The following is a 22,646-nucleotide window of genomic DNA, read 5'->3' as shown; positions in this document are numbered from 1 at the left end:
AGTGCAAGGTCGTCGATCTGCCCGAATATGACGCTCGGTCAATTGGCATCGTCCGGCTGTAGTTGTCCGGCTCCCGGTCGCCGTCCCCAGCGACTCTCGCTGGTACGGCGACGGCAACGGCGCACTCCCGCCCCTGCCGCGACGGCGTGCGCGCAGGGGGACAGTTCACCCTCGCATGCGGAACCGCAAGAACCTGGTCGGGAGCGTTCGCCGGCAGCATGAACGCGACCGCCGCCGACTGCGCCACCGTCGGTCCGTCGCCTCTGATGTCTGCCCGGTCGGTCACGGCAGCCTCATCGACAATGCGGCGCCGTCCCTGGGGCGTTGGTGGTGCGGGGTCGCGGCCTCAGCTGGTCGAGTCGCCTCCCCTGTGCCGCTGCTCCGGTGAGTCGCCACCGCCCGTTTCGAGCGCCGCTCTGGTCGGTTCTGACCGGCCTGGCCAACTGGCCATTCGCCACTTATGGGAGCCCCGCCAGGCAGGCCCGTTCCCGCATTTCAGATCAAGGAGCATGATGCACAAACGTCGCGCGTCCCGCCGCAAGAAAGCGCTGATAGCCGCGATCACCGCCGCACTCTCCGGCGGTCTGCTCTTCGGCTTCAATGCCCTCGCCCAGGCCGATGCGGTCAGCGGCACGGTCATCGGAGGGCAGGGCAACTACACGACCGTCAACCACCGGGCCAAGCCGTCACTCTCGGCACAGGTGAAGGGGTCCTCGAAGGTGGGCGCCAAGATCCAGATGTCCTGCCGGACCACCGGCGACACCGTGGAGAACAACCCGAGGTGGATCTTCACCGGCTCGTTCTACATCGCCGACGCCTTCATCAAGGAAAACACCACCTCCCTGCCGGTCTGCGGTTCAACCCCGAACCCGAAACCCACGCCCACGACCGCGAAGACACTCGGCATCGACATGCAGAAGCAGGTCAGGACCCAGTGGTGCTGGGACGCCTCCGGCGTGACCATCGCCAAGCACTGGGGCCGCTCCGTCAGCCAAGAGCAGTTCTGCCAACTCGCAGCCCAGGGAACCTGGGTGAACTGCAACAACCAGCCCGCGACGCTGGAGGACATGGCCAATGGCCTGGCCAGGCTGGGACTGAGGAACAGCGGCCGCAGCCTGTACCGCAACGCCTCGTTCGGTGAGTCCGCCGCCGAGATCGACGCAGGCCGGCCGTTCGCCGTCCGGTTCGGCTGGCGCACCGGCGGCGGTCACATGAACGTCATCTACGGCTACGACAGCGCCACCGGCATGATCGCGGTCGGCGACCCTTGGCAGACCACCCAGACCTACACCTGGTGGAACCACTCCACTTACGCAAACAACAACTCGTTCCAGTGGACCCACTCCCGCATCGGCATCCAGGGCTGAGGAGCAGACCGACCATGCAGACCATGCGACACGCCAGGCACGCTGCACTCCGGGCCGCCGTCCTCGCCACGGCCGCGCTCGCCGCCGCCCTGTGCGGAATCGTTCCCGCACAGGCTGCGGAAGGCGACGGCATCGCGGGCTACCAGTCCGCCCAGCAAGCCCTCGGGAGTGACCAACTCCGCAACACCGTCTCCCGCTTCCTGGTCTCGGCCCGGCAGCCCCGCACCGCCCCCGCCGCGGACGGCGGCACCTTCGGCACCCCCGGGAACGCACCCGCCGCGGTCGCCGCGCCGCCCGGGTTCGATCTGAACAAGGACCCGGTACCGATGTTCGAGATCAGCCCCGAGTTCGTGACCGGCAAGACCCAGGCGACCCCGCAGACCGCACTCCGGCTCTCCTACCTGGCCTCGCGGGTGACCGCCTCCGACGGCAAACACGCAGCCGTGTTGCTCGCACCCAAGGGGAACGCCGCTACGCCGGCAAGCGGTACGCAAAACGTCGGGGCCGAGGGCTGGCAGCTGGCGGGCATCCGGGACGGGGACGCCGAGGTCGGCTTTGCCGAGCGCGGCACTCCCCAGGCCCGTACCTTCACCGAGCCGCAGATCCACGCCTGGTACCGGCTCACCGCCGAAGGCATGGTCGAGCCGCTCAACGAGGAAGCGACCACCGGCCTCGGCGGAAAGCACGGAATCACCCTCGCCGCCTACCAGAAGTTGGTCACCGCCCGCTACGGCGACAAGATGCCCGGCTCGGAATACGACCGCAAGGGCCTGGCCGGCGGATACGGCGGCCTCGTGGAGGACCAGCCGGGGCAGGTCACTGCTGCATCCGGGAAACCGGCGCCCGAGTCGTCCTGGCAGCCGATCTCCGCCACTGCGGCCGCAGCCGTGGCGGCGGTCGCCGGTGCGGTGGTCTACGCGCGCCGCCGGGGAACTTTCACCACCCGCTGATCCGACTCCATGGGCCGGGCCCCTTCCAGGATCACGACACTCCGCACTGGGTCGGATCGGCATCTCCGGCGCGGGAGACGAAGGGAGAGAGCAGGTCAAAGCCTTCCTCCCAGCGGAAGCGATCCGCTCCCCCGCCCGCCTTGGGCCGGTGCGGCTCCAACCCACCGATCAAAACTCCCATCCCCCGAGCTCAGCGAGGCTTGGCCGGTATGCAGGGTGGGCGGCCAGGGCGGAGTTCACGTACGGCAGGACAGCGGTGGGGATGTCCATGCCGTACGCCTCACAGAGGATGGCCAGCGCGAGGTTGTCGGCGAAGCCCGCGGCCCACTTGTTGACCGTGTTGAAGGTGGCTGGGGCGACCACGATGGCGTCTGCCGGCGGCAGGGGCCGGTCGTCACCCGGCGCCCTCCAGCCGGAACGTATCTGGAAGCCCGTCTGCGCCTCTACCGCCGGGATGTCGAGGAAAGGCAGAGCATGCGGAGTGGCGATGACCCCGACGTCCCAGCTCCGTTCCCGGGCCGCCGTGATCAGCTTGCCGACGTCGTCGGCGATCCCGGCGGCACAGACGACGACATACAGGAACGGCTTGCGCTGCGGCTCCGTCACGCGAATCGTCCTCAGCACCAGTAGTCGGCGAGCATCGCCGCCGGCCAGCTCGGTTCGCTGACCTCGCCCCGCGGCCCCATCTCCTGGAAGTACGGCGCGACGTCATAGATCGGAGTCCCGTCGATCGCGTCGAGGTCCGCAACGTGCAGGTCCAGGCCGTCGACTTTCACCAGGCGCGGGAACGACTGAGCCAGCTGGTTCGGCCGTCGATGGTTGCGGTGGACGAACGTGCCGGTGGACGGCCAGGCCGGATTGTTGCGGGGGCTCCGCGCGTGGAGGGCGACATCGTCGGGCGATGCCTTGTGGAAATGCCAGACGACGAGAAGGTGCGAGAACTCCTCCAGGCCCTGTACGACCTCAACCGGGAAGTCCGGGTTCAAACGGATGATCGCCTGCCCTCCCCAGTAGTCGTCCGTGGGGTCTACCCGCCCCCCGACCACAGTTCCGATCGGCGTGATCTCCAGCGACTGTGTCATGCGCTTCCCCTCCGGCCTCGTCGTCCCCGGCCTCAATCTATTGGCGAGTGGGGCACTGCAGCCATCAGGACGGCGATTCCCCCATCGGTGTTCAAGGAGCGTCCAGCCTGCCTGCCATTCATGTAACGGGCCGCAATGTGGACGAGGTTGACTCACTCTTTGTTGACACATAGATCGTGCACGCGGGCCTCTCTCTGCTACGGTCGTCCGTTCGCTGAGGAGGTCGTCGTGACTGGATCCCTGCCTGTTGCTGCCCAGGTGGATCTGCACCGTCAGCTGGTGGCAGACGTGCTGGAGCGTGTGGAACAGGCGCTCCATGTGCAATTGATCGTACGGACCCGGCAACGGAACCGGTCTCAGCGGCAGGCGCGCAGCGCGACGAAGTGACGGCCTCCGGCACTGCTCCACCGCTCAACCTCGGTCCATCCCTCCAACGCTGCCTGGCGGTTCAGCGCCGCGGCGCCGACCGTGGCCCACGGGAACACCGCGCTCACGGGCCGCTGCCCGGCATGGATCCGTACCCGGCGGCGCTCGTCCACATCAGTAGAGGCGACCTCCACCAGGAGGAGGCCTTCCCGGTGTACGAGGTTCCGGACGCGGCGGAGCAGCCGTCGGGGGTCACCGCCGATGCCGATGTTCCCGTCGATCAGCAGCGCCGTCCCCCACCGGCCCTCATCGGGGAGCGGATCGAAGACGGACCTGCTCATCGCGGACCCTCCCCGGCACACCGTCGTGATCACGGCGGAGGGACAGACGTCGATGCCGAGGACCTGGCGGCGGCCCCGTCCCGTCAACGCCTCGACCAGCCGGCCGGCGCCGCATCCGATGTCCAGCACCCGGCCGGTGCACCGGCGCAGCACCGTCCGGTCGGCCTCGTCCGCCCGGGCACACCACCGCTCCAGATCCAGGGGGAAGTGCCAGCCTTCCGCATCGCGCAGGGACAGGCCGTGCTGCGGGACGTGCATCGCCTGCGCGTATGTGCCGCTGCTCCAGGCCTGGTGTTCATGAGCGGTCATCCCCCATGTCTCGCCGCACAGCCCGACCGCAGTGCGCTCCGGGCCACCGGTTCCCCCGGATGGCCTCGCATCGCGCACTACCGGAACGAGTGCGCGGCCGAGGCCGATCCGGCCTTGCGATCAAGGCATCCTTGGGCGGTGTCTTCGATATCAGTGCAGTCCCAACAGCCAGCCCCTGATGGGCGGATGGTCGTATGCGGTGACGACGGGCTGGCCCGTCGGCTGGCCTCCGAGTTGCGGGAGGTCTACAAGGAGCGGGTGACGCTCGTAGCGCCCGCCGCCCGCGACACTCGGCCCAGCGTCGGCCGCGCCTCCGGGGTACCGGGGCGCGGGCTGCTGGGGCGGGTCCCCCTGCCACGGGGACGTACCGCGAGCGGCGGGCCGCCGGCCGAGCGGGAGCTGCAGATCCTGGACGCGGCGGAGCCGGACGAGGAGGTACTGGCCGCTGCGGGGGTGGCCGGGGCCGCCGCCCTGGCACTCGTCTACGAGGACGACGACACCAACCTCCGGGCCGCCCTGGTGGCACGCCGGCTCAATCCGAGGCTGCGGCTGGTGATCCGGCTCTACAACCGCAAGCTCGGCCAGCACCTGGAGGAGCTCCTGGACCAGGCCGCGATGGTGGCGGAGCCGGGCATCGACCTGCGGGAGCCGGACTCCTCGACCACCGTGCTCTCGGACGCCGATACGGCCGCGCCCGCGCTGGCCGCCAGCGCCGTCGCGGGTACGAGCAAGGTGGTCCAGGCCGACGGTCTCTTGCTGCGCGCGGTGGAGCGTACGCCTCCGGGGCGAGGCGAGGTGGCCGACCCCGGCCTGTGCACCCTGGCGCTCCTGTCCGCGACGACCAGCGACCCGGCAGGCGCCGAGGGCGCGGAATCCAGCGGGGACCGCGGCCCGCAGCTGCTGCCGGACGACCGGGCCGTCGCCGCCGCGACGGGGCGAGGCATCCTGGCCCTCGAAACGGTCACGCACACGGACCCGACTCGGAGGAGACAAAGACTCGGCGCCGGGGCGCTCCCGGTGGCCTCCTTGTTCTCCCGGCGGCTGCGCTGGTCCATGGCCGGGATGGTCGCCGCGGTGGCAGCCCTCGCCGTTGCCTCGTGGGTGACGACCGGCGACCATCCCCTGCACGCCGCATACATCACCCTGCTCGACATCTTCGCCATCAACGACCCCGCAGTGGGAGACCCCACCCAGCGCCAGGTCCTCCAGATCCTGGCCGGGTTCGTGGGCCTGCTCCTGCTCCCGGTCCTGGTGGCCGCCGCCCTGGAGGCGCTCGGGGCTTTTCGCACGGCGACCGTCCTGCGCAGGCCACCGCGCGGGCTGTCGGGCCACGTGGTCCTGCTGGGGCTCGGCAAGATCGGCACGAGGGTGCTGGCCCGGCTCCGGGAACTGCAGATCCCGGTCGTGTGCGTGGAATCCGACCCGCAGGCACGCGGCCTCGCGCTGGCCCGCACACTGCGCGTGCCCGTGATCATCGGCGACGTGACCGACGAGGGCGTACTGGAGTCGGCCCGTGTCCACCGGGCCCACTCCCTGCTCGCCCTGACCAGCTCGGACACCACCAACCTCGAGGCCGCCCTGTACGCCCGCACCGTCAAGCCGAATCTGCGGGCCGTACTGCGCCTGTACGAGGACGACTTCGCCACCGCCGTCTACCGCACGCTGCGCGCCGCGCACCCCGCCGCCCTGACCCGCAGCCGCAGCGTGACACACCTCGCCGCCCCCGCCTTCGCCGGAGCGATGATGGGCCGGCAGATCCTCGGTGCGATCCCGGTCGAACGACGGGTCCTGCTCTTCGCCGCCGTGGACGTGGCCGGCCATCCGCACCTGGAGGGCCGCACCATCACGGAGTCGTTCCGCCCGGGCGCCTGGCGGGTCCTCGCCCTCGACACCGCCTCCCCGGAGGACCGCCGGCCCGACCTCGCCTCGGCTCCCGCCGAGGAGCCGGCGCGGCAGTCGGGCCTGGTCTGGGGCCTGCACCCCGGGTACGTCCTCAAGCCGGAGGACCGCGTCGTCCTCGCCGCCACCCGGCGCGGGCTGGCCGAACTCCTCGGACGCGGGGAAACCGTCCCCCGTCGACTTGATGGCCGGGGCGGAGACGACCTCGCTCGACCTCAAGGCTGACAGCCCCGCCCTGGGTGACGAGGTCGCAGACCAGGTGTTCACCACGAAGCTCCGCGCCCTGGGACGCGAGCGGTGGGGCGGGGTCCTGTACCCCCGCCCCACAGTATGGGAGCTTGGGGCCACCATCCGCTGCTCCCTGCCAGGAGACGGCCCATGCCCCGACCCACCTCGACGGGGCTGGTGTCACCTCTGGGCGTCTTCGGCGCGATCCTGACCGCCTCGGGTGCGTTCCTATACCTTCACCCCGGCCCCGGCCTCCAGCTGCTCGCCCTCGGCGCGCTCGCCCTGGCGTCCGCAGTGGCGGTCTGGCTCTCCTCCCGGCAGCGCTGAGCTCCCGGATCTCCCGTCGCAGCCGCACGGCACACCACTCCACTGCCCGGATGCCGCCCCCGCCATTTCCTTGGCTCGACATCCGGGCAGTGGTGTGTTCCCCCGTGCACTGATCATGCCGTTTCCCCGTCCGGCGCACACTGCCGGTGACCGGCAGTCTTTACGTGCCCCTGATGCCGGGGACGGCGGCGTCCGTGTCACATGGCACTCTGGTGCCCGCGTCAAGGAAGCGTCATGGGCGCGTCAGGACTGGGGGAAGTGCGTGACGGATCGAACGGCAACAGCGGATCATCTGGCGGGCTACACCGACATCGTCGCCGCCGCCTGCGCGACGGGCCGCCGTCTGAACCGCGACGAGCTGGAGTCCCGCCGCGCGGAGGGGGAGCGTGCCGCGGAGGCAGGACTCCCGTTGCGCGCCCTGATACGGGATCACCTTGCGGCGGCCCAGACCGTACGGCCCTCGTCCACGTCGTCCGGTCCACTGTTGGCTGTCGTCGAACAGGCCGTGGACGCCTTCGTCGAGGGGTACGAACGTGCCCAGCAGCAGGCGATCCGTCAGGAGGAGGCCGCACGCCGCGAGTTCGTCGACGACCTGCTGTACGGCGGCAGTGACCTGGGCCGCCTCGCCGAGCGGGCCGAGCGCTTCGGGCTACGCCTGTCACAGGCCCACGCAGTGGCCGTCGCCGCCGGGCCCGAGCCGTACGGCGACGGCTTCCGGGTGGCCCGGGGCATCGAGACGGCGGTACTGGCCCGCTTCCCCGGCCGGCAGATCCTTCTGGCCACGAAGGACGGCCGGCTGATCTGCGTGGCTCCGGGGGATCAGCCCGACGTCCTGGCCTTCTTCGCCAAACAGGCGTACGCGGCCACCGACGGCGGTCGGGTCGCCATCGGCCGCTCCCATCCGGGCGCGGGCGGCGTCGTCCACTCATACGAGGAGGCCCTCGGCGCGCTGGACCTCGCGGGTCGGATGGGGCTCGACGAGCCTGTACTGCACGCCGTCGACCTGCTCGTCTACCCGGTCCTGACCCGCGACCGTCAGGCGATGGCCGATCTGGTGGAGACCACCCTCGGTCCACTGCGTACGGCTCGGGGCGGCGCCCAGCCGCTCATCGATACGCTCACCGCCTACTTCGACAGCGGATGCGTGGCCACGGAGGCGGCGCGCCGCCTGTTGTTGAGCGTGCGTGCGCTGACGTACCGGCTGGAGCGCATCCGGGGCCTCACCGGGGCCGACCCGGCCGATCCGGGCAACCGCTACGCCCTCCAGACCGCTGTGATCGGCGCCCGCCTTCTCGGCTGGCCCGGAGATGACGCCTGAGCTACGCGAGGGCGAAGTAGCGCAGCCAGAGGTAGAGGGCGGAGACGGCGACGGTGACGGTGACCACGGTCACGACGAGGCCGTACTTGGTGAACTCCCAGAAGCTGATGGGGTGGCGGTTGCGTTCGGCGATGCCGAGGACGACGACGTTGGCGGAGGCGCCGATGGCGGTCGCGTTGCCGCCGAGGTCGGCGCCCAGGGCGAGGGCCCACCACATGACGTGATCGGGGTCACCGCCCATGTCGGTGACGAGTTCGCTGGTGATGGGTGCCATGGTGGCCACGTAGGGAATGTTTTCGACGATCCCGGAGAGCACGACCGAGCCGCCCAGCAGGAGCATGGAGCCGCCGAGTTCGTCCCCTCCGATCGCGTGCGCGAGCGAGTCGGCGAGCCCTCCGATGACACCGGTCTCGATGAGGGCGCCGACCATGACGAAAAGGCCTGCGAAGAAGGCGAGGGTGGGCCACTCCACCTCACCGAGGACCTCTCCGGTCTCCACCTTCGAGATCGCGATGAGCAGGCCCGCGCCCAGCAGGGCGACGACGCTCGGCTCATGGTGGAGCACCGGGTGCAGGACGAAGCCGGCGACGACCAGCGCGAGTACGCCCAGTCCTTGTACCAGGAGGCGGGGTTCGGTGATCGCCTCCCGCTCGCGCAGCTCCATGGTCTCCGCGGCCCGCTTCTCGTCGTAGACGAAGTGCTGGGCGAACATGACTCGGCAGAGCAGGACGAGGACCGCCACCAGCACGACGCACAGCGGGGCGAGGTGGACCAGGAAGTCGTTGAAGGTGAGCCCTGCCCGGCTGGCGATGATGATGTTCGGCGGATCGCCGACGAGCGTGGCCGTGCCGCCGAGGTTCGAGGCGAGCACCTCCGCGATCAGAAAGGGTACGGGGGAGAGCCGCAGCCGGTCGCAGACCAGCAGTGTCACCGGTGCGACGAGCAGCACGGTGGTGACGTTGTCGAGCAGGGCCGAGGCCATCGCCGTGATGACGACCAGCATCGCCATGACCCGGAAGGGCCGGGCCCTTGCCTTCTTCACCGACCAGATCGCCAGGTACTCGAAGAGCCCGGTCCGTCTGAGCACGCCGACGATCATCATCATGCCCATGAGCAGAAAGATGACGTTCCAGTCGATGCCCGTCTCGTCGGAGTGGAACGCGGCGCCGTCGTCGGTGGCGCCGATCGCCAGCATCAGCCCCGCTCCGCCGAGGGCTGCGGCGACGCGGTGCACCTTCTCGCTGATGATCAGGGCGTACGCGCCGGCGAAGACGGCGACGGCGGCCCAGCTCTGCCAGTCGCTCACGCCCGGCCGCCCGCCGCGAGGAAGTGCCGCATCAGGGCCGCGGCCGTCACGACCCCGACGAGGCGGACCTGATCCGCCCCGCCGCCGTGCTCGACGACGGCGACGAGCGGGACGTGCGTGCGGGCCATGACCGCGGCGATCTGGAGCACTCCCGCGTCCGGGCCGACCTAGGGGGGCTTGAAGGTCCGGTGCGGGAGCCACTCCGAGAAGGTCAGGCCCGCCAGTTCCTCGGCAAGGTCGTCCGCGTGCCGGTCGTCGATCACGGCGGCGAGCAGCGGGTCCTCCATCACGGGCTGGCATGGTGCTTCTCCTGATCGGGTGTGTCGCGTGGTACGGGGACGCGGGTCTGGTCCCGGTGGTCGTCGTCGGACGGGATGCCCGCGATGTCGTCGACATGGAAGAGCCGGGCGATGGGGACGTCGGTGCTGCTGTGGGCGATGATCGAGAAGGCGATGCAGACGGCGATGAGGGTGTACGCCTCCTCGCCCTGCGGGATGCCGGCCTGGATCACGAGGAGGCCGTAGACGACGGAGGCGAAGCCCTTGGGCCCGAACCAGGCGGCGACCAGCTTTTCGCGCTGCTCGATGTGGGCACCCAGGAGCGATACGAGCAGCGACGCCGGACGGATCAGGACGATGGCCAGCACGACCGCCGCGTAGCCGCCCGCCGAGAGGTCCCCGAAGAGGGCCGGGGTCAGCAGGGCGCCGAAGACCAGCAGCGCCGCGAACTTCGCGAGTTCCGCCACCGCTTCACCAAGCGGTTCGAAGGCCCTCTTCGACTCCGGCGAGACCGAGGCGAGCACCGCGCCGGCGGAGAACGCGGCCAGGTAGGGGTTGGCATGGGTCAGGTGGCAGGCCGCGTAGAGGATGATCCCGGCCGCCAGCGGCAGCAGCGGCTGGAGCTTCGGTTCAGCGCCGAGGAGGCGCAGACGAACCAGTCCCGCGACCGCGAGCGGCAACACGACCCCGAGGACGAGCCCCAGCGCGAGTTCGAGGGCTATCTCACCCACCGACGACCGCGCCTGCCCGGAGGTGGGGCCGGCGGCGGCGATCAGGATCAGGACGACGGGCAGGGCGAGGCCGTCGTTGATCCCGCTCTCGACATTGAGCAGCTGACGCAGCTTCGCCGGCACTTCCTTGCGCCCCACGATCGCTGAGGCGAACACGGGGTCGGTGGGGGCCAGCACCGCGCCGATCAGGAAGGAGGTCGTCCAGTCCAGCCCGACCAGGTAGTGGGTGATCAGCGCCATGCCGGCCATGGCGAGGGGCATCCCCAGACCCAGCGCCCGGGCAGGGTTCTTCCAGTTCCGGCGCAATGCGGGGAAGGCGACGTGCATGCCGTCCGTGTAGAGGACGGCGAACAGCGCCAGGTCGGCCGTCACGCCCACGATCTCGCTGTCGGAGGTGATGTGGACGATCCCGAGGAATCCGTCACTGACCAGAGCCCCGCCGAGAAGGAAGAGGAGGGAGGTCGACAGCACGGTGCGGGCGGCGAGGCCGGACAACAGCACGGCGACGAGCAGAGCGATACCGAAAACAACGACGAGCACCATGGCGTGCAGCCCCGATCTACGAAGAAAGTCGTCCCCTGTTCGCCGACCAGGCTTCCCGGCACACCGTCAGGTACTTTATGCGTTCCTTACGGCTCTTTAATGGGCCCCTGACAGCAAAGTGACCTTCGGTTGCCTGCCGGGCATCGGCAGTCTCGACGTGGCAGGCGGCGGTCCAGGGGCGGGGAGGCATCCCGGTGACGGGCCGGCGTGCGGTAGAGGGCTCGGCGCAGGACAGTGAATCCGTGACGTACGACGAAAGACTGGCCCAGCGGATCCGCGAGCGGCTCGGTGAGCGACCAGACCTCACCGAGAAGCGGATGTTCGGCGGCCTCACCTTTCTGCTGCACGGCAATATGACGGTGGGCGTGGGCGGCGACGAGCTCATCGTCCGCGTGGGCCCGGAGGGAACCGAGCGGGCACTCGCCCGCCCCGAGGCGCGTCCCATGGACTTCACCGGGCGTCCGATGCGGGGCTGGGTGACGGTGAGCGGCCCCGCTCTGGCTGAGGATGCCGTCCTGGACCAGTGGATCACGACGGCCACGGCCTTCGCCGCCACGCTTCCGCCCAAGTGAGGTCGTCGTTCAGCGGCGCGCTTCCAGCAGCGCCTTGAGGGCTGCCAGGTCCTTGCGCTGCGCGCGCCGCATGGCCGCCACCACCACCGCGGCACCGATCGAGGCGAACCCGCTGGGCTCTCCCCGGTTGCGGAGAGTCATGCGTGTGCGGTCCGCGTCCTGCCCGTACGACTCCCAGGTGTAGATCGTCTCCATGGGGAACGGGCCCTGCGCCGTACGCATCACCATCCGGCGCCCGGGCTCGTACGCGGTGATCTCGTACGTGTAGGCCAGCCGCCTGCCGAGGAAGCGGGCGACGAACGCGACCTTGGAGCCGACCGCTACCGGGGGCGGGGTCAGCCAGTCGACGGACGTGATGTTGGCGTACCACTCGGGTGCGTTCGTGGGGTCGGCCGCGTAGGCGGCGACGCGGCCGCACGGGGCGGCGATCACGGCTTCGGCCAGTACGTCGACCTTCATCGAGTCCTCCCGGACGACGAGGCCTTCCCCGCCCACTTTCGCGGTGCCAGGACGTGCTCCAGGCTATCGGCGAAGCTCCCGGCCCGCTGGCGCGGTGGTGCGTCGCGATGGGCCGGCAACCGTCCGCGTTCGCTCAGCGGAACCTCAGATCCGGATAACGATCGGATCACCGCACCTGCTGAAATACGGCAAACCGACCACCAAAGTGATGTGGATCACTAAAGATCACGTAAAGGCCGTGCTAAGAATGCGCAACTCCGCTTCCGGCCCACCCCTCACCGAGCAGCGGACTGCCGGCGCGCACCGGCTTTGCACGGCCAGGGAAGTTCACGGTTCGAGTCCACGGACCGGCACGCTGCCCTGGTTCGCCGATCGGACAACGGCGTTCGCTCCATGCCCGCCCGCACTCGCACCGTCGCACCGCACTGCGCCGGTCCTGCGCCATCGAGGTAAAAGTCTGATGTCACTCGACACCATCACCACCTCCGTAGACGAAGCCGTCAGCGGATTCTTCGAGCCCATCGCCAAGTGGCTCGGAGACATCGTCTTCTACTCGGTCCCTGTGGCCGGGACACAGCTTCCGCTGATCGTCGCCTGGCTGGTCGTGGCCGGCCTGGTCTTCTCCGGCTGGTTCGGGCTGGTGCAGATACGCAAGTTCCGCCTCGCGGTGAACGTGGTGCGCGGCAAGTACGACGAGAAGGGGTCGGCCGGCGAGGTCAACCACTTCCAGGCCCTGACCGCGGCCGTCTCCGGCACCGTCGGCCTCGGCAACATCGCGGGTGTGGCGGTGGCCGTCTCCATCGGCGGCCCGGGCGCCACCTTCTGGATGATCCTCTGCGGCCTGCTCGGCATGGCGACGAAGTTCGTCGAGGTCACCCTCGGCGTGAAGTACCGCGAGGTGCACGCCGACGGCACCGTCTCCGGCGGCCCGATGCACTACCTGCCCAAGGGCCTGGCCGACCGCTTCGGAGCCAAGGGCCTGAAGCTGGGCAAGGTGCTGGGTGTCCTCGCCTCCGCGATGATCCTCTTCTTCGGTCTCTTCGGCGGCAACCTCTTCCAGGTCAACCAGTCCTACGCCCAGCTCGTGTCCGTCACCGGCGGCGAGAGCGGCATGATGGGTTCCTCGGCCGGGGCGCTGTTCTTCGGCATCCTGATCGCCGCGATCGTCGGCGTCGTGCTCCTCGGCGGCATCCGCTCGATCGCCTCCGTGACCAGCAAGCTCGTCCCGGCGATGGCGGGCATCTACATCGCCGCCTGCCTCGTGGTCATCCTGGTCAACGTCTCCGCGGTGCCTACCGCGATCTCCTCGATCATCGAGGGCGCCTTCAACCCCGAGGGCGTCGCCGGTGGTGTCCTCGGTGCGCTGATCGTCGGCTTCAAGCGGGCCGCGTTCTCCAACGAGGCCGGTCTCGGCTCCGCGCCGATCGCGCACTCCGCGGTCAAGACCAAGCACCCCGCCAGCGAGGGCCTGGTCGCGCTGCTGGAGCCGTTCATCGACACCGTGGTCATCTGCACCATGACCGCCCTGACGATCGTCATCGCCAACCCGGCCAGCTGGGGCGAGGCCCGCAAGGGCGAGGGCGTCGGCGGCGTGACGATCACCTCGGACGCCTTCGGCACGGTCCTGCCCTGGTTCCCGTACATCCTCACCATCGCGGTGATGCTGTTCGCCATCTCCACCGTGCTGACCTGGGGCTACTACTGCATGAAGGCGTGGACGCACCTCTTCGGCCGCAGCAGGGCCAGTGAGCTGACGTTCAAGGTCTTCTACACGCTGTTCGCGGTCGCCGGTTCGCTGCTCACCCTGCAGACCCTCATCGACATGGCTGACGCGGTGCTGTTCATGCTCGCGGTCATCAACATCATCGGCCTGTACCTCCTGGCCCCCGTGGTCAAGCGGGAGCTGAACAACTTCCTCGAGTTCGTCCGCCGCCGCGACGCCGGCCTCGACACGGACACCGCAGCAGACGAGGACGAAGACCAGGAGCCGGTGAAGACCACCGTCTGACCGCCCCCGCGGCCCGGCTCCTGAGCGGGCTCGTGCACACCTCGCGCCTTGGTGTGTACGAGCCCGCTCGCATGCTTTCTTGCAGGTGAGAGCCCCTCTAGCGGGATCCGGACATCTCCCATAGGGTGTAAAGAACGCGTCAATCGGGGTGGCTGAGCCGCCGCTGGGGACGCGCGGTGTGCCGGGAAGTCTGGTCGGCGTCCAGGGGCCGTATGCCCATTTCCAGTCGACGCCCCGGAAGGCCCGTCATCATGAGCAGCCCGCGCCCCCGCATCGTCTTCGGTCTCATGCCGTGGCCCGAGCGCCAGGCCATCGCCTCCGCCCTACGCACCGAGACCGTCGGCGGGCTGGTCCTCCTCGCCGCAGCCGTGATCGCTCTGATCTGGGCCAACACTCCCTTCAGCGGCGCCTATGAGGCGATACGCGACTTCCACTTCGGCATACCCGCCCTCGGCCTGGACCTCTCCGTCGGCCACTGGACCGCCGACGGCCTCCTCGCGGTCTTCTTCCTCGTCGCGGGCATCGAGCTGAAGCGGGAACTGGTCGTCGGCGAACTGCGCACCCCCGCCACCGCCGCCCTACCGGTCATCGCCGCGGTGTGCGGCATGGCGGTACCGGCCGCCCTGTACGCGATGACCGCGGGCCTCGGCGGCGGCAGCCTCGACGGCTGGGCCGTGCCGATGGCCACCGACATCGCCTTCGCTCTGGCCGTCCTCGCCGTCATCTCCACGCACCTGCCCGCCGCGCTGCGCGCCTTCCTGCTCACCCTCGCCGTGGTCGACGACCTCGGCGCCATCCTCATCATCGCGGTCTTCTTCACCAGCGACCTGAACCTCTGGGCCCTCGGCGGAGCCTTCGCCGGACTCGCCCTCTTCTACCTCCTCCAGCGCTACCGGGTCCGCGGCTGGTGGTGGTACGTACCCCTCGGCATCGCGATCTGGGCCCTCATGTACCACGGCGGGGTCCACGCCACCGTCGCCGGCGTCGCCATGGGCCTCATCCTGCGCACCACCCGCGACAAGGGCGAGAAGACCTCCCCCGCCTCTCGCGTCTCGCACTTGCTGCACCCCTTCTCCGCCGGAATCGCGGTCCCGCTCTTCGCCCTCTTCGCCGCCGGCGTCAGCATCTCCGGGCCCGCCCTGGCGCAGGTGTTCACCAGCCCCGAACCGCTCGGCGTCGTCATCGGCCTCGTCGTCGGCAAGGTCATCGGCATCTTCCTCGGCACCTACCTGGCCGCCCGCTTCACCAAGGCGGAGCTCAACCCCGACCTGGCCTGGGCCGACGTCCTGGGCCTGTCCGTCCTCGCCGGCATCGGCTTCACCGTCGCCCTCCTCATCGGCGAACTCGCCTTCCCCGGCCAAGCAACCGGCGAACACGTCAAGGCAGCCGTCCTCATCGCCTCCGTCACCGCCGCAGTCCTGGCAGCCGTACTGCTGCGCCGCCGCAACGCCCTCTACAAGCGCCTGTACGAGGAAGAAAACGTCGACGCGGACGCCGACGGCATCCCGGACATCTACCAGCGCGGCGAGGCAGACCAACCCGCTGCTCAGCACAACTGACAGCATCGGAGGCACCATGGCGACCTGCTCAGCATCGCCATGGCGGTGGCTGCCCTCGTCATCAGGACGGCAATCGCCGAAATCCGCCGACCCGGCAGCGGACGCAGCCAGTGCGGACGGCGCAGGGTCTGCGCGCTGCCGCACGCCCCGGGAATGCGGTGCCGTCGACCGGGTAGCCACTGTGGTGGCATCTGCAGTTCTTGGTGCGGCCGCCAATGCGCTGCACTGAGCCATTGCGGCGGACGCCGCTGACGGGGCGGCTACCGGCTGGAAGGCGTCCGAAGCGGGGCCGGGTCTTCTCAGGACGTGGCGACGCACGTACGGATCGGCGGCGGCGGGGACAGCTGCGGCACGCCGTGCCGGTGCCGCTCTCCCGACCGGCTGGTTCCATGGGTCGGCAAGCCGGTTCGCCCGGTCCGAACCGTGGGATGGTGGGAGGGATGGACCAGCCTGGTTCCGTCGTATCGAGGCTTCGGCGCCCCCGCCTGCCGGACGGGCTCCCCTCGCGGCCTTCACGCGCCGGACATGTGCGCGGCGCCCGCCGCGCACCCGGACCGCGGCCCTTGCGGGTCTGCCGTTCAAGGCTGCCGCCCCCTAGGTGGGGAAGCCCCGTGACCTCCTGTCTCGCCCGGAGCCGGTTCCTGGGCACCTACGCCGTACTGACCTTGTTTCCCGCCCCCCAGGCGGGCCAGGCCGCGGACTGCCGTCTCCGGCTCGCGCGCGCCCTGGCTCTGCTCCCGCCGCGCATCGCGTGCCTTCTGCTGGATCTTGGGCACCTCCCTGCAGGCGACACCGCAGACGTCCTGCCTGTCGTGGAAGCCTGGGCCACTGGACACTCGATTTCTCTCGTCCGAATCCGGGCCGATGGCGACTCGGATCCTGCGCCCGTCCACCTCGTGAGCCTCCCGCCCACCCCTGAAGGACGTTCGCTCCCGCGCACGCTCGCGGCGCGGGTGCTCGTCCAACGCTCAACGGGGATCTGCCTCGCTCACCGGGCCGACCCCTCTCGCCACACCATCTGACCGCCTGGCGGGCAGCACTCACCCGGTCGACGGTGCAAGCGCTGTGCCCGCTGGAGGAGGATGGGGTGACGGGCTGCCACTGGAGGTGAAGCGCCGTGGATCCTGTCCACCCCGACCACGTGCCTGCCGGGGGCAGCGCTCCCCTCCCTCTTGGACGGGAAGGAGGGCAGGCTGCACAGCCTGTTCGGCGGTGCGGTCGACGGCGTGGCCGGCCACCACGCGTGCCCGCAGCCCTGTGCGGGGCCTGCGTGGACCTGATGGACGTCACCGGAGCGTCCGTGTCGCTGTCCGGCGAGGACCCCGACATCCGCACCCTGTGGTGGTCGAGCGACGAAGTGGCCGGCCGCCTCGCCGAAGCCCAGTACACCCTGGGCGACGGACCCTGCGTCACCGCGCTCACCCACCTCGCCCCTGTCCTGGCCGCCGACCTCACCCGCGGGCCGGATGCCGCCCGCTGGCCCGTCTTCTCCCAGCAGGCCGTCGAACTGGGCGTGCGGGCGGTGTTCTCGCTGCCGCTGAACCACAGCGCCGTCGCGATCGGCACCCTCGACCTCTACCGCGACGGAGCTGGCCCGCTCTCCCCCGAGGACCAGTCCGCTGCGTTCCCCGCCGCCTACGCCCGGATCACTACCGCCCTGCTCGCCCTCCAGGCCCAGGACGACTCGACCGGCCTCGGCGGATCATGGCTGGACGACGCGGAGACCGAGCGTGAGGAGGTCCACCAGGCCACTGGAATGATCATGGTGCATCTCGGGGTCGATCCCCCCGATGCGCCGGCCCGCCTGAGGGCCCACGCCTTCTCCCACGGCAAGACCGTGACCGAAGCCGCTTTCGACGTGATCGCCGGGAGAATCAGGTCCATGACGAGGCCCGCCCCCACCCGCGGGCCGGAGCGGGGAAACGGTGACACCGGCATGACCACCACCCGAGAGCAGCAGCTCACCGAGGCGTTCGTCGCGCTCAGCGACACCCTCGGCGCCAACGTCGATCCGCTCGTCCTCCTGGGACGCCTCGTCCACCACTGCGTCTCCCTGAGCTCCATCGACGCGGCCGGCGTCATGCTCGCCAACGGCCGCGGCGCCCTGCGCTCCGCGATCACGACCGAGCACGCCGTGGAACTCACCGAGATCTGGCAGTCCGAGGTCGAGCAGGGCCCGTGCATCGAGGCATTCAGCACCGGAAGCGCGGTCCACGCCCCGGAGCTTGCGTCGCAACAAGACCGCTGGCCCGACTTCGTTCCCCTGGCCCGGGCAGCCGGATACGAAAGCGCCCACGCCCTCCCCCTGCACCACAGCGGGCAGACCATCGGCGCGCTCAACCTCCTCGCCCGCCACCCCACCGCCCTGACCCCCTCGGACAGCACGCTCCTGCGCGCCCTCGCCGACGTCGCCACCACCGCCCTCCTGTCCTGGGACCGCCAACAGCTGCGACCCGAGGACGTCACCACCCGCACCCGGACCGCCCTGGCCGGAAAAGCGATCTTCGACACCGCCAGTGGCATGCTCGCCGCCACCGCCGACATCACCCCCGCCGAAGGCGCAAACCGCCTCCACGCCTACGCCGACAGACACAACCTGCGCCCCACCGACATCGCCGACCAGCTCCTACACCGCACCCTCGACCCCCACACCGTCCTGAGCGACAGCACCTGACGGCGCGGGCCTTGAAGGACAGGGCCAGGGTTCGCTCGGCTTCTGGAGGTCGGCATCTGGCAGCTCCCGCCTTGCGCGGCCGGCCGGCGGCCCGAGTTCGGGGAGGCAGATCTTCTCCGCACGGGTTGGAACTGGGTGCAGTCAGCCCGCTGCCCTGGTGTCACGGTCAGGAACAGCGGGCGGCAGCGGCCGTCCGCACTCAGGTGGCACCTGAAGTGGCTGCAGGCCACCTCCGCTCTGATGCCCGGACCCGCACCGATCCCGCCCCCACCTGCACGCCGCCGCCCGGCCTGCCACCAGCACGCGCTGTCCAGCTGGCTCCGACACCGAGAAGGCCAGCGCAGCGTTGTGGCCGTCCGGGCGGCGGCAGGCGCGGGTGTACGCCACGCCTCGCGAGGACGACGAACCGCTCCTGCGACCGCCTCGGTACGCCGGCCTGCTACAGCCGACACGATGGGCCGACCCCGCTCACGTCGACCGGTGGTTTCGCCAGGCTGGACAGCTCGGTCCAACCGGAAGGGGTGGACGAGTGCAACGTAGGCAAAGCCTTCGGCGCGGCGATGTTCGCCCTATGCAGGCACGTCCCGAAGCTGCTCCTGACCAGCCCCGTCCCGTTCCCACAGCAACGTGGACCACCCGACGCCGGACCGCTTGTTCGGCCCAACAACAGCGTTCGCCGCTTCTGATTCCTGGGCCGCCGGACCGATACCCCGGAAGACCGGCCCGAGTCGCAGGCCGGCGACCTCAGCCGTAGGTTCAGTGACGAACGCCGAGGTGACATCCATGCGGAAGGATCGGCTGTGACTGATTTCGACATCTGGGGCTACCGCCCGGACACCGGGCACCAGCAGGGCACCGACATCATCGGCTACAAGGTCGAGGCCAAGGACGGCAGCATCGGCAAGATCAGTAAGCACTCCGAGGAGGTCGGCGCCTCCTACCTCGTCGTCGACACCGGCGTGTGGATCTTCGGCAAGCATGTGCTGCTGCCCGCCGGAACGATCAGCATGATCGACACCGTCGAGGAGAAGGTCTACGTCGACCGGACGAAGGACCAGATCAAGGACGCCCCCGAGTTCGACGAGGCCAAGGAGGGCAGTGACCCGTCCTACCTTGAGCAGTTCGCCCGCTACTACAACATGCCGCACATGTAACGCAGGCGTGCACATGGCGCGGGGCCCCGCCGTCAAGCGGCCCCCGCCCGGTGCACGCACCCAGGCGCACGATCCGTACGGGCGCGGGCCGGTCAGTTGTGGGAGATCGCCTCAAGCACGTCGCCGACTTTCGCGTCGGGCAGCGCGCGGGCGATGTCGGCCAGGGCGACGATGCCAACCAGCGTGTGCCCGTGGACACGGTGACGATCACGCAGGAGCAGGTGACACAGACCCTCGCGAAGGTCTTCCCCGGCCTCACCGACACGGGGACCGAGCGATGGGCCCCGGCTCATGCGGACCTGACCTGGGCCAACGTGATGGGACCGGAGTTCTCCATCATCGAACATCGCCCCAGGGCGAGCCGCCGACTCGTCGCGACGGGCTTCTGCATCTTGAGATCCCTTGGCCAAGGCCCACCTTCTGGAGCGCCCCAGCGGTACCGTCGCGTCAGAAGCGGTCGCAGATCGGGGTGGTGGGTGTGAGCGGGTACATCGAGGAGCAAGAGCGGATCGGGCAGCGGGTCCGGCGTCAGCGGCTCTCGGTCGGGATGACTCAGGCCGACCTCGCCGCGTCGCTGGGGCGGACCCAGGGGTGGGTATCCAAGCTGGAGAAGGGCCGGATCGAGCTGGACCGGGCCGGTCTGATCAACGCCGTGGCTGCCGCGCTCCACTGCCATCCGAACACCTTGATCGAGCGCCCGTACTCGGGCGGCGGCGCCGAGACCAAGTGGCAGGTCTCTGCGGCCTCCATCATCCGAGAGCTGCGCCGCTACGACCTGGCTCCTGTCTTTGACGGCACCCCTCGGCCGTCCGAGGTGCTGTGGCACGACATGAAGCGCTTGCTCCGCCTGCGTGACGCTGCGGCGGACGCAGCCGTATTGAAGGAACTGCCGGACATGCTGCGCGAGGCCCGAGCCCTCGCTGAGGCGTCCACCGGCCACGAACGCGAAGAGGCATTCGCGATCTATGCGGTGGCCTGCAAGTTCGCCCACACTGCGGCCCATGCCCTCGGACATCCCGAGCTGGTCGCCATGGCCTGCGAACGAGCCACCTGGTCCGCGCAGCTCTCAGGTGACCCGCTGATGCCGGCAATGGCGCTGTGGATGCGCATGTGGGACACGTGGGCGTCCGCCGACTGGGACGACGCCCTCGCCCTCGGGGACAAGGCTCGCCAGCATCGAAGCCGAGTACGAGGCCGGCGACCCTCTCGCCTTGCGTATGTGGGGCGCCCTGCACCTGCGGGCCGCCATCTCGTCCGCGCGCGGCGGGAACGCTGCTGGCTCCGATGAGCGGCTCGCGCTCGCCCGTACGGCCGGCGAGCGGGTCAACTCGTACGTCGGACCCGAGATCCACGACCGGCACTCGGTCACGTTCAGTCTGGGCAACGTCGTCATCCACGGCGTCAGCGCCGCCTTGGAGATGAGTGATCAGACGAAGGCGCTCCGGCTCAACCGCGAAGCGGACCCCGCACACATCACGGTTCTACCGAACTCCCGGCTCGGACACCACCACATGGACCTTGCCCGCGCGTGGCTGTGGGACGGCAACCGCGACCAGGCCCTGACCGAACTGGAGACCGCCGAACGCATCGCTCCCCAACTGGTCCGCAATCACCCTGTCGCACGCGCGACTCTGCGGAAGATCATCTACGCCGAGCGAGCTGCTACGCGCCAGCGGCTGCGCGGCATGACCGGACGATTTTCGCTGGACTGACCTGGGACATTCCACGGATTCATATTGCTCCGTAGCGGGGCGCATACGTTCCGCTACATGACCTCGACGCGTCGCACTGACCGTGACCGCGTACGAGAGCAGACGGACGACCCTGATCCCCGCTGGCCGCTGCTCGGCGACCTCGCGTACGACACCGCAACCTCCCGCACAGGTGTGGTCATAGACGTACCCGGGGACACCGGCGCCATGGTCTACCGCCTGTGTCCCGAGGAAGGGCCCGGATCCACTACAGGATCCGGGCCCTTCTGCTGAATACGGCGCCGACGTTCTTATGCACGGGCTACACCCTTCATGCCCCCCCTACCGTCCGACCTCAGAGCCGCTCAGCCCCCTGATCCAGTCGATGCCCGTGTTCAGCCAAATCGCTTCAGCACCCGCTCCCATGCCCGTACTGTGGCGTGGGTGGTGGGCGTCCCGTGGGTGAAGCTGGCGGAAAATCCGAAGGCCTCGGAGGCTCTGGTGACCATGCTGCTCTTGAGGCTGCGGCCACGGGCGCAGGAGGTCGACGGGGCAGGCCAAGTCGTTCACCGGGCGGATGACATCGGGCCGCAGGCAACAGGTCATCCGCTCCCTGATCTCCACGGCACGACACCAGCCTGATCACTGGGATTTGCTGGTTCCTATCAGTCCGAACCCCGGCGAACTTGCCTGGTTCGAGAACCTCCGCGAAGAGTTCCCTTTCGTCCGCGACTGGCGGGGGCTGAACTGGCTGAACCAGAAGTTCGCTGCCCACCAGGATCTGATCCGCTACGCCCTCCAAGAATCCGGTGACTACATCCTCGACCGGATCGCGGAAGCCCGCGCAGAACGCGACACTCTCCTGCGTGGAATTCCCGATCTCGCCGAGCGCTACCGGGCCCTCCAGCTGAGAGCACAAGAGATCTCTCCCGACTACGCGATCCGCACAGTTCTGGGGCCTGATGGTGAGACAGCCATCCACCTCCTGCCCAACCGCGTCTTCGTGACGCCACTGCCGGTCACTGCCCCGAATAAGACGGTCCGTCCTCCACAGCCACCAAGCGCCACCGCCGGCAGCCCCGAGCAGCAACAGTCCGACCAGGTATGGCCAGATGGCCGACCAGAACGTCAGGAGCAGCGCCAGGACGACGACGCCGACCCCTGCGCCGGCCTTGAGCCGAGCCTCCCGGCGCTTCCGTGATGTTGACCGGCGCCTTTGCGTGGGTACCGACCACGTCTTCCGCCTCAACGGCGTCCGGGTGGAGGCCTTCTCCGGCCTGGCGGAAGGCCTCTTCGACCACCTCCGCGACGGCCGGGTCGAGCAGTACCGCCACGAGGCACATGCGCTCCGCGACTCCTGGGACTACTCCGACCCCTGGGACGCCAAGTGGCTCGGCCCCGTCTCCCTCCACCCCGACGGCACCGTCATGGCCCTGCGCCGCCTCCGCCTCAGCTGACCGCCAGCCTTCGGGGAGCGGGACAGC

The 22,646-nt window shown here is 69.6% G+C and carries 21 protein-coding genes and 2 pseudogenes; 14 read left to right on the top strand and 9 right to left on the bottom strand.

The genetic code is table 11. The features are described from left to right. Positions 1-509 precede the first annotated feature (509 nt). A complete protein-coding gene (locus IE257_RS15135) occupies positions 510-1,367 on the top strand; it encodes a papain-like cysteine protease family protein (protein WP_189968791.1) in 858 nt (285 codons plus the stop codon). A gap of 14 nt (positions 1,368-1,381) precedes the next feature. Continuing rightward, positions 1,382-2,317, top strand: coding sequence for a hypothetical protein (locus IE257_RS15130; RefSeq protein WP_189968789.1), 936 nt, complete (start codon positions 1,382-1,384; stop codon positions 2,315-2,317). 31 nt (positions 2,318-2,348) lie between these two features. Here IE257_RS15130 and IE257_RS15125 read toward each other — a convergent pair. From IE257_RS15125 to IE257_RS15115, 3 genes and pseudogenes are all read right to left on the bottom strand, one after another. Then, positions 2,349-2,923 (bottom strand): annotated as a pseudogene (locus IE257_RS15125) (flavoprotein). An 11-nt stretch (positions 2,924-2,934) separates the two neighbouring features. Next, positions 2,935-3,399: an SAM-dependent methyltransferase gene (locus IE257_RS15120; RefSeq protein ID WP_189968787.1), complete on the bottom strand. Its 465-nt coding sequence runs from the start codon at positions 3,397-3,399 to the stop codon at positions 2,935-2,937. A gap of 356 nt (positions 3,400-3,755) precedes the next feature. Beyond that, positions 3,756-4,415: a methyltransferase domain-containing protein gene (locus IE257_RS15115; protein WP_189968785.1), complete on the bottom strand. Its 660-nt coding sequence runs from the start codon at positions 4,413-4,415 to the stop codon at positions 3,756-3,758. Positions 4,416-4,601: 186 nt separating this feature from the next. Between IE257_RS15115 and IE257_RS15110 the strand changes: the two genes are divergently transcribed. From IE257_RS15110 to IE257_RS15100, 3 genes are all read left to right on the top strand, one after another. Beyond that, on the top strand, positions 4,602-6,539 hold the full coding sequence (locus IE257_RS15110; RefSeq protein WP_189968783.1) for a potassium channel family protein: 1,938 nt from the start codon (positions 4,602-4,604) through the stop codon (positions 6,537-6,539). A gap of 153 nt (positions 6,540-6,692) precedes the next feature. Then, on the top strand, positions 6,693-6,869 hold the full coding sequence (locus tag IE257_RS15105) for a hypothetical protein (protein WP_189968781.1): 177 nt from the start codon (positions 6,693-6,695) through the stop codon (positions 6,867-6,869). A gap of 262 nt (positions 6,870-7,131) precedes the next feature. Next, the gene (locus IE257_RS15100; RefSeq protein ID WP_229920371.1) at positions 7,132-8,187 is read left to right on the top strand and encodes a PucR family transcriptional regulator; all 1,056 of its coding nucleotides are present in this window, start codon (positions 7,132-7,134) and stop codon (positions 8,185-8,187) included. A 1-nt stretch (position 8,188) separates the two neighbouring features. On the opposite strand, the gene IE257_RS15095 is transcribed toward IE257_RS15100, so the two are convergent. From IE257_RS15095 to IE257_RS15085, 4 genes are read right to left on the bottom strand one after another with little or no spacing between them, the layout of a single operon-like run. After that, entirely contained in the window at positions 8,189-9,493 is a 1,305-nt protein-coding gene (locus tag IE257_RS15095; RefSeq protein WP_189968777.1) for an ArsB/NhaD family transporter, read from the bottom strand. Beyond that, positions 9,490-9,642: a CBS domain-containing protein gene (locus IE257_RS15090; RefSeq protein WP_189968775.1), complete on the bottom strand. Its 153-nt coding sequence runs from the start codon at positions 9,640-9,642 to the stop codon at positions 9,490-9,492. The genes IE257_RS15095 and IE257_RS15090 overlap by 4 nt, the downstream gene beginning before the upstream one ends. 18 nt (positions 9,643-9,660) lie before the next feature. Beyond that, positions 9,661-9,783 carry a CBS domain-containing protein gene (locus IE257_RS38920; RefSeq protein WP_268251406.1) on the bottom strand — a complete coding sequence of 41 codons (123 nt, stop codon included), beginning with the start codon at positions 9,781-9,783 and terminating at the stop codon, positions 9,661-9,663. Further along, on the bottom strand, positions 9,780-11,045 hold the full coding sequence (locus IE257_RS15085; protein WP_189968773.1) for a cation:proton antiporter: 1,266 nt from the start codon (positions 11,043-11,045) through the stop codon (positions 9,780-9,782). The genes IE257_RS38920 and IE257_RS15085 overlap by 4 nt, the downstream gene beginning before the upstream one ends. Positions 11,046-11,287: 242 nt before the next feature. On the opposite strand from IE257_RS15085, the gene IE257_RS15080 reads away from it, so the two are divergent. Continuing rightward, complete coding sequence (locus tag IE257_RS15080) at positions 11,288-11,617, top strand: TfoX/Sxy family protein (protein WP_189968771.1); 330 nt, start codon at positions 11,288-11,290, stop codon at positions 11,615-11,617. A gap of 9 nt (positions 11,618-11,626) precedes the next feature. Here IE257_RS15080 and IE257_RS15075 read toward each other — a convergent pair whose 3' ends face one another. Next, positions 11,627-12,076 (bottom strand): SRPBCC family protein, encoded by a 450-nt coding sequence (locus tag IE257_RS15075; protein ID WP_189968769.1) that lies wholly within the window; start codon positions 12,074-12,076, stop codon positions 11,627-11,629. A 460-nt stretch (positions 12,077-12,536) separates the two neighbouring features. Here IE257_RS15075 and IE257_RS15070 point away from each other — a divergent pair, with 460 nt between their 5' ends. The 4 genes from IE257_RS15070 to IE257_RS15055 all read left to right on the top strand — a co-directional run bounded on the left by IE257_RS15070 (position 12,537) and on the right by IE257_RS15055 (position 19,471). Then, entirely contained in the window at positions 12,537-14,084 is a 1,548-nt protein-coding gene (locus IE257_RS15070) for an alanine/glycine:cation symporter family protein (protein ID WP_189968767.1), read from the top strand. Positions 14,085-14,335: 251 nt separating this feature from the next. Continuing rightward, positions 14,336-15,643 (top strand): Na+/H+ antiporter NhaA, encoded by a 1,308-nt coding sequence (nhaA, locus tag IE257_RS15065; RefSeq protein ID WP_189968765.1) that lies wholly within the window; start codon positions 14,336-14,338, stop codon positions 15,641-15,643. Positions 15,644-16,886: 1,243 nt separating this feature from the next. After that, positions 16,887-18,317, top strand: a complete 1,431-nt coding sequence (locus IE257_RS15060; protein WP_189968763.1) for a GAF domain-containing protein — start codon at positions 16,887-16,889, stop codon at positions 18,315-18,317. An 800-nt stretch (positions 18,318-19,117) separates the two neighbouring features. Next, on the top strand, positions 19,118-19,471 hold the full coding sequence (locus tag IE257_RS15055; protein ID WP_189968761.1) for a PRC-barrel domain-containing protein: 354 nt from the start codon (positions 19,118-19,120) through the stop codon (positions 19,469-19,471). 92 nt (positions 19,472-19,563) lie between these two features. On the opposite strand, the gene IE257_RS39145 is transcribed toward IE257_RS15055, so the two are convergent. After that, positions 19,564-19,764, bottom strand: a complete 201-nt coding sequence (locus IE257_RS39145; protein WP_209468340.1) for a CBS domain-containing protein — start codon at positions 19,762-19,764, stop codon at positions 19,564-19,566. Positions 19,765-20,018: 254 nt separating this feature from the next. On the opposite strand from IE257_RS39145, the pseudogene IE257_RS15045 reads away from it, so the two are divergent. The 4 genes and pseudogenes from IE257_RS15045 to IE257_RS15030 all read left to right on the top strand — a co-directional run bounded on the left by IE257_RS15045 (position 20,019) and on the right by IE257_RS15030 (position 22,619). Then, positions 20,019-21,183, top strand: a pseudogene (locus IE257_RS15045) (helix-turn-helix domain-containing protein). A gap of 57 nt (positions 21,184-21,240) precedes the next feature. Beyond that, complete coding sequence (locus IE257_RS15040) at positions 21,241-21,456, top strand: hypothetical protein (RefSeq protein WP_189968759.1); 216 nt, start codon at positions 21,241-21,243, stop codon at positions 21,454-21,456. 283 nt (positions 21,457-21,739) lie between these two features. Then, the gene (locus IE257_RS15035) at positions 21,740-22,363 is read left to right on the top strand and encodes a hypothetical protein (RefSeq protein WP_189968757.1); all 624 of its coding nucleotides are present in this window, start codon (positions 21,740-21,742) and stop codon (positions 22,361-22,363) included. A 19-nt stretch (positions 22,364-22,382) separates the two neighbouring features. After that, entirely contained in the window at positions 22,383-22,619 is a 237-nt protein-coding gene (locus tag IE257_RS15030) for a hypothetical protein (RefSeq protein WP_189968755.1), read from the top strand. Positions 22,620-22,646: the final 27 nt, after the last annotated feature.

The sequence above is a fragment of the Streptomyces avidinii genome, assembly GCF_014650695.1.
Classification (GTDB): Bacteria; Actinomycetota; Actinomycetes; order Streptomycetales; family Streptomycetaceae; genus Streptomyces; species Streptomyces avidinii.
The sequence above is the reverse complement of the archived record's forward strand: the minus strand, read 5'-3'. Positions and strand labels throughout refer to the sequence as shown.